Annotated in this window: 15 protein-coding genes; 3 read left to right on the plus strand and 12 right to left on the minus strand. The window is 62.9% G+C overall.

Annotated elements, in window-relative coordinates:
• The first annotated feature begins 103 nt into the window (after window positions 1–103).
• Window positions 104–403: an acid-activated periplasmic chaperone HdeA gene (gene hdeA, locus B2W22_RS03555; protein WP_056563757.1), complete on the plus strand. Its 300-nt coding sequence runs from the start codon at window positions 104–106 to the stop codon at window positions 401–403.
• A gap of 264 nt (window positions 404–667) precedes the next feature.
• Window positions 668–976 (plus strand): hypothetical protein, encoded by a 309-nt coding sequence (locus B2W22_RS03560; protein WP_175124323.1) that lies wholly within the window; start codon window positions 668–670, stop codon window positions 974–976.
• A gap of 11 nt (window positions 977–987) precedes the next feature.
• Here the strand turns inward: B2W22_RS03560 and B2W22_RS03565 are convergent, their stop codons facing one another.
• Window positions 988–2,073, minus strand: coding sequence for a calcium:proton antiporter (locus B2W22_RS03565; RefSeq protein WP_286936199.1), 1,086 nt, complete (start codon window positions 2,071–2,073; stop codon window positions 988–990).
• 138 nt (window positions 2,074–2,211) lie between these two features.
• Between B2W22_RS03565 and B2W22_RS03570 the strand changes: the two genes are divergently transcribed.
• Window positions 2,212–2,661: a low affinity iron permease family protein gene (locus B2W22_RS03570; protein ID WP_286936200.1), complete on the plus strand. Its 450-nt coding sequence runs from the start codon at window positions 2,212–2,214 to the stop codon at window positions 2,659–2,661.
• Between the two features lie 49 nt (window positions 2,662–2,710).
• Here B2W22_RS03570 and B2W22_RS03575 read toward each other — a convergent pair whose 3' ends face one another.
• The 11 genes from B2W22_RS03575 to B2W22_RS03620 all read right to left on the minus strand — a co-directional run bounded on the left by B2W22_RS03575 (window position 2,711) and on the right by B2W22_RS03620 (window position 11,575).
• On the minus strand, window positions 2,711–3,298 hold the full coding sequence (locus tag B2W22_RS03575; RefSeq protein WP_286936201.1) for a TetR/AcrR family transcriptional regulator: 588 nt from the start codon (window positions 3,296–3,298) through the stop codon (window positions 2,711–2,713).
• Window positions 3,299–3,409: 111 nt separating this feature from the next.
• Entirely contained in the window at window positions 3,410–4,000 is a 591-nt protein-coding gene (locus tag B2W22_RS03580; RefSeq protein WP_175124326.1) for a hypothetical protein, read from the minus strand.
• The gene (locus tag B2W22_RS03585) at window positions 3,975–4,367 is read right to left on the minus strand and encodes a phage holin family protein (protein ID WP_175124327.1); all 393 of its coding nucleotides are present in this window, start codon (window positions 4,365–4,367) and stop codon (window positions 3,975–3,977) included. Before B2W22_RS03585 ends, B2W22_RS03580 begins: the two co-directional genes overlap by 26 nt.
• Before the next feature lie 160 nt (window positions 4,368–4,527).
• Window positions 4,528–6,216, minus strand: coding sequence for an ATP-binding protein (locus B2W22_RS03590; protein ID WP_175124328.1), 1,689 nt, complete (start codon window positions 6,214–6,216; stop codon window positions 4,528–4,530).
• Entirely contained in the window at window positions 6,203–7,726 is a 1,524-nt protein-coding gene (locus B2W22_RS03595; protein ID WP_175124329.1) for an ATPase domain-containing protein, read from the minus strand. Before B2W22_RS03595 ends, B2W22_RS03590 begins: the two co-directional genes overlap by 14 nt.
• Window positions 7,727–7,992: 266 nt before the next feature.
• The gene (locus B2W22_RS03600; protein ID WP_175124330.1) at window positions 7,993–8,871 is read right to left on the minus strand and encodes a putative Ig domain-containing protein; all 879 of its coding nucleotides are present in this window, start codon (window positions 8,869–8,871) and stop codon (window positions 7,993–7,995) included.
• Between the two features lie 477 nt (window positions 8,872–9,348).
• On the minus strand, window positions 9,349–10,170 hold the full coding sequence (locus B2W22_RS03605; protein WP_175124331.1) for a response regulator transcription factor: 822 nt from the start codon (window positions 10,168–10,170) through the stop codon (window positions 9,349–9,351).
• A gap of 151 nt (window positions 10,171–10,321) precedes the next feature.
• A complete protein-coding gene (lysC, locus tag B2W22_RS28570; RefSeq protein WP_422652830.1) occupies window positions 10,322–10,522 on the minus strand; it encodes an Rz1-like lysis system protein LysC in 201 nt (66 codons plus the stop codon).
• Window positions 10,425–10,823, minus strand: coding sequence for a hypothetical protein (locus B2W22_RS03610; protein WP_175124332.1), 399 nt, complete (start codon window positions 10,821–10,823; stop codon window positions 10,425–10,427). The genes lysC and B2W22_RS03610 overlap by 98 nt, the downstream gene beginning before the upstream one ends.
• A complete protein-coding gene (locus B2W22_RS03615; RefSeq protein ID WP_175124333.1) occupies window positions 10,820–11,230 on the minus strand; it encodes a M15 family metallopeptidase in 411 nt (136 codons plus the stop codon). The genes B2W22_RS03610 and B2W22_RS03615 overlap by 4 nt, the downstream gene beginning before the upstream one ends.
• Window positions 11,231–11,266: 36 nt before the next feature.
• On the minus strand, window positions 11,267–11,575 hold the full coding sequence (locus B2W22_RS03620) for a hypothetical protein (protein ID WP_286936202.1): 309 nt from the start codon (window positions 11,573–11,575) through the stop codon (window positions 11,267–11,269).
• Window positions 11,576–11,635 lie beyond the last annotated feature (60 nt).

Raw genomic sequence — 11,635 nt, forward strand, 5'->3', positions numbered from 1 at the left:
ATTTAGGCCGGTGAGCCTCGCGCTCACGTTTTTTGTATAGGCCGTTTTTGTCCGTTTCTCAGTAAGCCGTTTCGTCTGCAAGCCAACCCCCAGGAGCTCGAATATGAAGAAGCACCTACTGATGATTGGTCTTATTGGCTCAATGACCTTCGCGGTCACCGGCCAGGCAGCTGATGCGAAAAAGCCTCTCGCGCTATGGCAATGCCAGGATTTCCTAGGCGTCCAAGAGACCTATCGCCCCGTCGTCGTCAGCTATGCAGAAGCGCTTAACAACAAGGGCAAGCCCGAAGAGGCCGTGCTTGACGTCGAGGGCATCAGCACCCGCACGCCGATGCTCGTCAAGCAGTGCAACGAAAACCCCAAACAGATGCTGCGCGACGCCCTGGCGGGTCTGAAGAAATAATTGTTCGCGCTCCCCTGGAGCCTGCGCTCCGGGGGATTTGGCTGAATCCCCCGTTCCCTCACGCTTTTCCCCCGCGCTGCCCATCGGCGGTGTCGCGGTCGCCCTCGCGATGCAGACGGTCCAGAACCGACTAGCGCATGCAGCATGCGTAGCATCGTCCCCATCAACGCGCCCCAAGGTGACGAAGCGGCCGAGCCGGTACTGGCGTCGGCGCGCGGATAGGCACGCGGCTTGCAGCCGGAATGCGTTTTCAAGGAGAACACCATGAACGCCATCCATCCCGGCGGCCGCGATACGGCCGCAGACGCCCACGATCCGGCGCGTGCCGCCACGACCGCAGACGGCAATCCCGCCCCCGACCCGTCGACCGAAGACCAGGTCGATATCGCGGATCGTGTGCAGAAGGATCTCGCCAAGGCCAACGACCGGGAGCGCGCCCGGCAAGATGCGTCAGTGGAGCAACAGGCCATTGATGGCAATTCCGCGCCGCAGCCGGACGTGGAAGGCGGCATGTTCAAGCCGGCCGACGACACGCCGGCCGTGCTGCCGGAGAAGTCCGGGCCGAAGGAGTAAACCTTCCGTCGCTATAGCCCCAGGGTCAGCAGCATCAGGAACGCGCCAAACAGCACAAAGTGCGTCAGGCCTTCGATAGCGTTGGTCTGGCCGTCATTCAGGTTGATGGCCGCCACGATCAACGTGACCAGCATCATCAGCGTCTGCAGCGGCGTCATCGCCATGTCGATCCGCTGGCCGGTGAAGAGGGCCATGGCCTCCATCGCCGGAACGGTCAGGATCACGGTCGACAGCGACGCGCCGAGCGCGATGTTGACCACCGACTGCATGCGATTGGCAAGCGCCGCCCGGAAGGCCGTCAACATCTCGGGCGCGGCCGAGATGCCCGCCACCACCAGGGCGATCAGCCCGACCGGCACATCCATCCCTTCCAGACTGCGGTTCAGCGCATGCGACATCAGCTCGGCCAGCGCGCCCACCGCCACGATGCCGACCGCCATCACGGCGGCCGACTGGCGCCAGCCGGGACCGCCGCCGGGCGGCACGGGCGTGCGCGTCTTTTTTTCGGGATAGCTGTAGCTGAAGAAATAGCTGTGAGGCCCGGTCTGCATGCGCACAAACACGCCGTACATCAGCAGCATCGACACCACGGTGAAGGCGCTATAGGCGCGCCAACTGGGCTGCGGCACGAACTCGGGAATGATCATCGACACCGTAACGGCGGTCAGGATCATCACGCTGTACGTGCGCGCCGAATCGTCGTTGTATGCCTGCTCGCCGTGCTTGAACCCGCCGATCAGGGCGGCCACGCCAAGAATGCCGTTGATATCCAGCATGACCGCCGAATAGATGCTGTCGCGAACCAGCGTCGGCGAGCCCGCCTTGGACGACACGATCACCAGCACGATCACTTCCACCAACACTGCTGACAGCGTCAGGATCATGCTGCCGTACGGGTCGCCGAGCTTCTGCGCGATGCGTTCGGCATGGCGCGCAACGCTCAGGGAGGCGGCAAGGATCGCCGCGATCAGCACGGCCGTTTCCGCCAGGCTTGCTGCTTGGCCTAGACCCTCCAGTTGCGGGTCGATCATGAACCCCGCGATCGCAAGCAGGCAGGCGAGCAGCAGGAACTTTTCGGAATGCAGTAGGGATTTCATCGCAACGTGGCGGGCCGGAACATCGAGAGCCTAGCACGCACCGTTCCAGCCGAGGCGCGCGGAATCGGGCATGCGGCTTGCTGTCCATGGGGTCCGTGCATGTATGGATGGAGCGCCATGCCGAAAAGGAACGCAGCAATGCGGCAAACGAGATCCAGGCCGCAACCACGACCCCGGAAGACCGGCAAACCCAATCCGGTTTCCCATTTTTTTGACCGCTTCGCGTCGCTTGTGACCAAGTGGGCGGGCTCACCCGTCGCCTTTGGCATCGCGCTGATCGCGGTGGTGTTATGGGGGATCTCGGGCCCCGCGTTCGGCTTCTCCGAGACCTGGCAACTGGTCATCAACACTGGCACCACCATCATCACCTTCCTGATGGTTTTCCTGATTCAGCAGAGCCAGAACAAGGACAGCGAGGCGCTGCATCTGAAACTGGACGAGCTGCTGATTGCGGTCAAGGGGGCCGACGAGCAACTTGTCGACGCCGAGCGTCTGGATGAAGACAAGCTGCTTGCCTTGGCGTCCGCATTGACGGCCCGCGCCCGCAAGCAGCATCGTCAACGGGCACGCGGCCGCCGCCGCGATTGACCCATTACCGGGCCGTCGGGCGCGCACTTTCGCACGCGTCGTGCTGCTTTCACGCCTGCACAGCCATTTGCCGGATCGCGGCCTGGGTGATCGCGGCAAACGCCTTCGGATCGTTGAACGCACGCGCGGTCAGCATGGCGCCATGCACGGTGGACATGAAGGCCTGCGCCTCGACCTGCGCGCTATCGCGCAATTGGAGCTGCCCTGCCGTCGCCCCGGCTTCAAGCACCGAGGCGAGCCAAGCGGTCAAATCCTTGAAATAAGCCCGCACCTCGGCCGCGACTTCCTGGGGAATCATCGGCGACTCCGCCGCCAGCATCGCGCAGATGCACATCGACGCGCTGCCTTCGCGGATGCACTTGGCCCAGTAGTCCGTGTAGGCGGTCAGGCGTTCCACCGGATCTGCCACGTGCTGATCCAGCGCCGCCAGACCCGCGAGCGCTTCTTCGCGATGGCGGACGACGACGGTCAGGACGAGTTCGGCCTTCGTCGGGAAGTGATGATGGATGCTGGGTTTGCCGATGCGCACGCGTTCGGACACATCGGCATAGCTGAACCCGTGATAGCCGCCTTCGGCGAGCAGCAGTTTGGTGTGCGCGACGATCTCGGCGGCGCGGGCAGAAAGTTCCAGGCTCATGGCCAGAATGACTCCGATTGGCGGGGGGCAAGTCGATGCGAATGCGCGCCAATCTACTAGTTGGTCGGTTGCGTGTCAAGACGGCCACCGCGCCGCCTTGTCCGTGTCCAACTATGGAATCGCCGACACGTCCCGGCCGGTAGGCGCCTCGAGATTGCCCGAAGGATGCGCCGGCCGCGACAACTGCGCCGGACTCGACCGGGCCGAAGGCATCGGCGGACGTCCCGTACGTGACACACTCGCCGGATCCGCAGGCCGCAACGCGCGAGAGGCTTGCGTGGCCTGCAACGCCCGCGCTGTCCGCAGCCGCCTCACCTGGTCGTCCAGCTGCGCACGCAAGCGCTCGATCTCCGCGTCATCGGCCGAGCGCAACGCGGCAGCGCGCACTTCCTCAATCATCTTTTCCAGCCGCGTCATGTCCGGATCAGGCAATGGATTGCTGACGCGCCGCACCTGCATGCGGCCCATCAACTCGTTAACGCGGTCGCGCAGCGCCACGGCAGCCATCGCGCGCAGGGGCTGCCGTATAAACTTTGGCCATCCGAGCGAAGCTCCCGCGGCCAGTGCCGCCGTCCGCGCCCACGCCCCGCCGACCTTGCTGCGGGGCGCGCTGCGCGCCATGGGAACGGAGAGCGCCTGGCGGTCACGTTCCATCTTGGCCAGAAGGGCCGCCTTGTCAGCTAGCGTGGTCATCTTGGGCATAGTGGCTCCGTGCAGCAGCGGTATCGAGGCGCACCTGGTGGCTCAGCTCCGCAAAGGGCGATCCCTTCGGTGCGCTACGTGTCGAAATGGCGAGCGAAATGAGCGTGATGAGCAACCACGCGCCGGCAACGAGCCACGCGGCAAGTTTGCGATGCTCCGTGTCCCAGAAGCTCACGATGGCGGCCACCGACACGAACCCCAACGTGCCCAGACCGCAGAAAACCAGGGCCACACTGCTGATCACCGTGGCGACGAGCGCGGCCCGGTACAGGGACAGTTCGATGCCGACCAACTCGACATAGTCCCCCGAGCGTTCGGCAGCAAAAGCCGCGATGCGGCGCAATCTGCGCAAGCGTTCTGAAATCATGGCGTCTCCTTGGGGCGATGACGGGCGATGTCAGCAAATCTCATACCCGTTCGCCCCGCGAGACGCCACAACGCGGCTGTTAACGCCAATGCGCCGGCCAGAGCTGCACGTGGAGTCTGAGCGATTGGCCGGCGACGCGATCCTGCTGGAAGGTGTCGCCCTATCCTCGCCCGGCAGCGCGTCTGCCAGTCAGGCGCAGCAGCAACCCCGCCAGTTGCTCCAGCCGATAAGGCTTGGACAACAGCGGAATACCTTCTTGCCCCGCCCTTTTCACTTCCTCGCCCAGAAAGCCGGTCATCAACGCCACCGGAAGATCGGGCCTCTGGGCGCGCACTTCCCGCGCCAGTTGAATGCCGCTCTTGCCACCGGGCATCATGGCATCCGTCAGCATCACATCAATAGCGGCGCCGTCATTCAACACGTCCAAGGCTTCGGCGGCACTGGCGGCGGGCGTCACGACATAACCCAGCTCTTCCAGCATGCTGGCGGTCAGGGTCGCAACGTCCGCGTCGTCTTCCACCAGCAGCACGTTCAAGGCCGCCGGCCGCTCCTGGACCACGCCGGACTCGCCCGATTTTCCCTGCGCAGCCAGCCGCCGTTTCGACCGCGGCAACAAGACCGAAACCGTGGTGCCGACGTCCATCTCGGTGGAGAGATCGATGGCGCCGCCCGATTGTTTGGCAAAGCCGTACGCCTGCGCCAGTCCCAGCCCCGATCCCTTGCCGACATCCTTGGTGGTGAAAAACGGTTCAAACACGCGTTCAGCCACCGCCGGGCTCATGCCGGTCCCCGTGTCCGACACCCGCAATGCAATGTGATCGACGGTCAATTCACCCTTCCCGGATGCGGTCATGTTCTCGGTCCGGATTTCGATCACACCGCCGTCCGGCATGGCGTCGCGCGCGTTGACCGCCAGATTCAGGATGACGAGTTCCAACTCGCCAGGGTCCACTTCGACCGGCCAGAGGTCGTCGGCCAGCGCCAACGCAATGACGATGTCGCCGCGCAGGCTGCGCTCGAGCATCTCGAGCATGTTTTGAACGACCGTGTTCAGGTTGAGAACCTCCGGACGCAACGCCTGGCGGCGCGCGAACGTCAGCAATTGGCGAGACAACGAGGCGCCGCGGTCCACCGCCTGTCGCATCGAGCCATACAAGCGGGTGCGCCGCGCTTCGTCGATGGGACGCTGCAGCATTTGCAGCCCGCCGGAAATGACCATCAGGAGGTTATTGAAGTCGTGCGCCACCCCACCGGTGAGCTGACCCAGCGCTTCGAGTTTCTGAGCCTGGCGCAGCGATTCCTCGATCCTGCTGCGCTCGCGCATCTGCTGCTGAAGCTCGGCGTTGGCCAGTTCCAGTTCGCGCGTCCGGCTTGCCACGACCGACTCAAGCGCCTGCGCGGCCTGCTTCTCAGCTTGCAGCAACGTGCGGATTTCATATTGCCGGGTCCGGGCGCGCGCCGCCGTTTGAACCGTGGTGGTCAATGCGAGGCTCTGAACCGGCCGTTCCAGGAGCGAGACATTGCCCAATAACTCGGTCATTTTCTCGCGCCAGCGCACGATGGGACCGGTTTGCGTCTTGCCGGTCAACACGACGAACGGCAGCCCCGACCACGCCGGCTGCGCCTTCAACCACTCGGACACCAGTTCCAGGTTTTTGCCAAACAGACCTTCCTCGGTCAGGCAGACGGCCAGGGCGCCAGCGTCCGCCTGCGCCAGCACCTCCTCGATATTGCGACAGACGAACGTGTCGAAACCCGCGCGCTGCAGCAGCCGCGCGCCGGCTTCCCCGTCTCGGCCGATCGGTGCGTAGACGAGCACCCGCGATTCAGCGTCCTCAGGTCGATGCATCGGGATTGTTCAGCAGAAGGCGCAAATCGTCGCCGGTGTATTGCGGCGTTCCCGAAAATATTCCGTGAAACGAGGTCAACGGCGGGCCAACGACCAGCCCATCTTCGGACATGCTGAATTCGCGGATGGCATGTTCGTGCGCGCCACTGCGCTTCTTGACGACGGAGATGGCTCGCCGGACGCGTCCGTCGTGCTCGAAATACCGCAACATGATCACCGTATCGCTGAGATAGCTGATGTCCATGGGCGTTTCCATCGGGCCCACCAGACCGTGCTGGGCCAGGATCATCACCGTCGTCACGCCCTGCTGCCCCAGGTAGCTCAGCAATTCGTGCATCTGCAGAATCAAAAAGCGCCCGTCGGGCATGGCGTTCAGATAGCCGTTCAAACTGTCGAACACCACCACGCGCGCGCCATCATCTTCAACCGCGCGGCGAACTATCGCCGTGAATTCGCCCGGCGCCATCTCCGCGGGATCGACTTGTCTGAAGGTCAGAAGCCCTGCGTCCAGCGCGGATTCCAGCGGCATTCCCAGTGCACGTGAGCGCGCGAAGAACGTGGCCCGGGACTCGTCGAACGCGAAAATGGCTGCGTGCTCGCCGCGCTGCGTCGATGCCAGCGCATAGGTTGCCGCAAGCGAAGACTTGCCCACCCCCGCCGCGCCGATCAGCAGAACATTCGTCCCGCGGTCCAACCCGCCGCCCAGCAAGCTATCCAGTTCGGCGTTGCCGCTGGGCGTGGGCGTCGGGGAAAACGCTTTGTGATGCTCCGCCGCAACGAGCCTCGGATAGACCTCGAGCCCGCCCTTCCTGATCGTGAAGTCGTGGTAGCCACCGCGAAAATCCATGCCGCGCATTTTCAATATGCGCAGCCGCCGTCGCTGGGCGCCGTAGTCGACCGCCAATTGCTCAAGTGCGATCACGCCGTGCGAGATCGAGTGCAATTGCAGGTCGTCCTCTTTGGCCGCCTGGTCGTCCAGCAGGATCACCGTACACCGGCGATTAGCGAAAAAATGCTTCATCGCCAGAATCTGCCGGCGATAACGCAGTGAGCCCTGCGCCAGCAGGCGCAGTTCCGACAGGCTATCGATGACGACCCGTGCTGGGTCAAGCTGTTCAACCTTGTCCAGGATCAGGCGCGTGGTCTCGGTCAGCTCCATCTCGGCGGGGTGCAGAACGGTGAGTTCCCGCTCGGGATCCAACACGTCTTCGGACACCAGTTCCAGGATCTCGACACCGTCCAATGACCACCCGTGGCGATGGGCGACCAGACTGAGTTCGGCCGGACTTTCGGAAAGCGCGACATAAAGCGCGCGCTCGCCGTGACGGACGCCTTCCAACAGGAATTGCATTCCCATGGTCGTCTTGCCCGTGCCCGGCCTTCCCTCGCAAAGATACATTTTGTTGGGATCCAAGCCGCCGCCGAGAATGTCATCGATGCCGAGGTTTCCGGTCGAAATTCGGGGGTCTGGCTTGAAAGCCGCAGTCTGTTCTTCAATCGTTGCGCTCATGGCTTTCCCGTAAAAACGAGTGAGAAAGCAAGCATATCGCCATCGTCAATCCCGAATGGCATCCAGCACGAAAGATATGTTACGTACTGAATCGCACCCATCGGACGAGAATCGCGGCTTCAAGTCCGACCAGAAGGAGGTCAGCGCGGGATTGCACGGCCTGGCTCGCCGCTTGGCCCTGTAACAAAGGCGCAATGCAACCCGCAAGAAAACGCCCGCCTTCTGCATACGAATGCAGAAGGCGGGCGTCTTGCGGGTCAATCAGCTTATTCGAACGAAATCTGAAGTTGAGGATTGATCTTCCATTCGAATCGGGCACTGGCCTCGCCGCCGCCGGCGTCCTGGGCCAACACCACATACCGGCCTTCTTGCGGGGTCGGCGGCACCAAGCCCCGTAGCGTGCCGGTGGCCTCGTCGAACTGCAGGCCTTCCGGAAGCCGGGCGGGCGTCGTGCCGTCCTTGTCGAATAGCGTGTAGCGCACCGCACCGCTTCCGCCCGTGGCGTTTACCACCGGCACCGCCGACGGCATCGTGGCGCCCGCCGTGAGTTCGATCGGAAGGGTGGAGACCTCCAGCGCGGGCGCCAGGTTGAAATCGACGGGAATGGAAACGCGGGCGCCGCCCTCGTCGCTGATGGTGGCCGTAAGCCCCGCCATTTTTTCCAGGGACTTGGGCACCGCGCCGCTGACACGGCCGCTGCCGTCGAGCACCAGCCCGGAAGGCATGCGCATGGCGCTGCCGTCGGGATTGGAATAGGAAACGGCGTAGTTGCCGGTGCCGCCGCTGACGTTGATGAACTTGACGGGGCTCTTGATGCGCCCGCCCGCCGTCGCTTGAATGGAGCCGCCCTCAACGTTCAAGGGCGGATTGATGGTCAGTTGCACGGTACGGCTGGCCTTGCCGCCGCCGCTGTCTTCAACCTGGATGAGATACGTCAACGTCTTGGGGCTGGCCACGGAAGGAGCGGCGCCAGACAGCGAACCGTCGGATCCGAACACCAGCCCGGCCGGCAGTTCGGCAGGTTTGCCGCTGGTATCAAGCAGCCGGAAGTTCAACGCCCCGGTGCCGCCCGACGTGCGCACCCGGATCAACTGGGAATTGAGCGTTGCGCCCGAGGTGATGGAGAGGCCCTTGTCCGGTGCCACGGCAGCCGGGCGGGCGCGGGTGATGTCTTGAGATCCCGTGGTTGCCGCGGACGCCGCCGGCGCTTTGGTGCCGGATGAAGGTGCCCCCTTGGCAGGCGCGGCACGCTGAGTGATTTTCCCCACGGGCGGTTTGAAGTCTTCGGCAGCGATGGCTTGGCCAGGCGTGACTGCGATCAGTCCAACAGCGGCTCCCAAGCACGCGAATCGGGAGATTATCTTTTTATTCATAACGGTCCTTGTGACTTAATCAACGATGCGCAGTGCGCATTACACGTCTCTCTACAAGCTGGGCGCGTCGCCCGCCTTATGAGACCCCAATTACCCTGTGCCTTTCAGCTAGGCCTTGATGCTCCGCTTTGCCTCGTTGCATTTACATAACGGAGTCGCGCAAGGCTGCAGGCCACGTTCAGCGTCAACGAATCTGGAAACTGGGCGACACATTATTCCAAGATCAACAGACCGGAATGCAGAGTAGAACTACCTCTTTGCATGCCCAAAATCGCGGTGCGCCTGAGCGAGCCGCCCGTCGCCCTCGGGCTTTATCAGACCGATGAAAAGGCGGGCCAAGGCGAGCGATGTGTTGATGTTCAACTTCGAATAAATGCGCGCCTTGTGGTTGTCCACGGTTCGGACTGAGATATGGAGATCCTCGGCAATCTCCTTGCTGGAGTTTCCAGCGATGACGCCTTGGACGATCACGAGTTCGCGCGGCGTGAGCATGGCTTTGCGCGCTTCTTCCTGGTCCGCGCAGACACGGTTCAAATGGGCACCACGGCTCAGGCGCAGCGCAAAATGAATGGCCTGGCCGAGCCGGCTTGAGTTCAACGGCTTGGCGAAGAAATCGACCGCGCCGCGCCGCATGGCTTCAACCGCATCGCCGAATTCGGGATCTGCCTTGATGAAGATTGTTGGCAACGCCGCGTTCGCCTGGACCAGGTCGCGCTGCAAGGCGGTCTCGGCAGCCGGCTTTCCGAAATCCATGATCAGGCAATCGCACTCGCCAGCCGTATAGATGGATAAGAATTCGCGGACCGTTCGGCTCTGCACGACCTCGATGGAAAAGTCCGCAAGTATTCGGCGGACCGCCCACGCCGACGACTCGTCTTCGTCAACGATGTAAGCCTTTGCGCCTGGGGGGGTGGGATTCGGCCCGGCCGCGGACGCAGCCTTTGCCTGCGGCGCCAGGCGGGAGTCATGGAAGATACGCGGGTGGTACTGCCCCCACCTCAGCGACTGTTCGAAATACGGCATCATCAGTAATGGCAAGAATGCAAAGCGTCTGACATGGCTGGCACCCATCGCTGCTCGCGTCTACCGCTTGAGCGAGCCATCCGGATTGGCCTGCACAGCGCACCGAAGTATAGATACGCGTCCCCTACCCTCCCATCAGAGGATTATTAATCTCGCGGGGGCAAAGACCTCTTCTGTTGATTGCGCCGCGAAGCCGCCGCTACGGCGTGGCCCAGGCCTTCAAGAGAGCGCCATGCCGGACCGCGCATTCGCCATACTGCACCGCAAGCGCCATATAACTGCGGGCTAGATCGTCCCAGTTGTCACTTGTGACTTCCGGCACCGGCGGGCACGGTTGACCCAGGTTCGCCGGAAGAATTGGCCAGACGGCCGGCTTCGTTGATGTGCCGCAGGCGCTCAGCGTCAATGCGGCAGTCAGCAGGCAGAGGCCTCTGAGCTTCGACACGGGTGTACCTCTGGATTGTCATGGAACGGGCAGCGCGCAATATGGCGAGCGCATCCTCCAGACTGTTGGAAACGACGGCCAGGCGCATCGTCTGATTTTTGAATTCGTGCAACTCGGTCAACGTGTGTTCAGCGTTCGCTTTTGCCATGCCGGCGTGAAACTGGTGAAAGCCATACCACCGGACGCTCATGAACAGCGCCGCCACCAACGTTGCGCCGATCAGGTACGGCGCAATATTGCGCAGTTGCGAAATCAAGGGCGTCCCTCCCACTCGCGTGGAATCTGGAAGTGTGGGCCGTCCTTGAGCGTCTTCCAGTCTCCGCCCCACTCCACCGGAACGCCAAGTTCGGCGGCGCAGCCCTTGACCACGGCGGCCAGATCGGCAAAAGCCTGCCAGTCGCTCCATGGAATGCCGCCGTTGACGATGGGCGCCAGATCGACTGCATGGCTCAAGCCGTCCCGCTGAGGCAGGTGGTAGCTGGCCATGGTCTGACTGGCGCCGCGACGCACATAATCATGCTGCTGCGCGAGGGTTCGCACGCCCTCAACCACGGTGAAATCGACCGAGGTGCGCTGGATGGCGAGCTGCACAACATCGACCAGATCCGGGTGCACCCCCTCAAGGCGAGCGAGGCTGCGCTGCGAAAGTCGAAAGACGCTCATCTTTTCAAACTCCTGAGTTTTTACGGGGCGCCCATGTCAGGGCCTTTTTCCGCGAACGCGGTCGATAACGGCCTGCCACAACGCTGGAATCGGCATGGCCTGCACGGCGTCCCAAGCGCGAGAAACAATAGCCATGCCAAACATCCCGGTAAGAAACCCCGTCAAGCCCTCGGGGATTCCCAACATGACCGAAAGATAAGGCGCCGCGTAGTAAGCGCCGAGCGACCCGCTCAACGCCATACTCAATCGGGCAGGCCACGACCCCTGCAGGTATTGCACGGACACAACCGCGCCGAGCACGCCGGCGAACTTTGCCGCGAGGGCGTCGATGTCCTGGATGTTCAAGTGGGCCTCCTGTTGTCGTAAAAAAGCCCGCGGAGGGCGGGCATGGAAAGCGGATCATCG

This window comes from Achromobacter sp. UBA4530, from assembly GCF_002388205.1.
Classification (GTDB): domain Bacteria; phylum Pseudomonadota; class Gammaproteobacteria; order Burkholderiales; family Burkholderiaceae_B; genus Achromobacter; species Achromobacter animicus.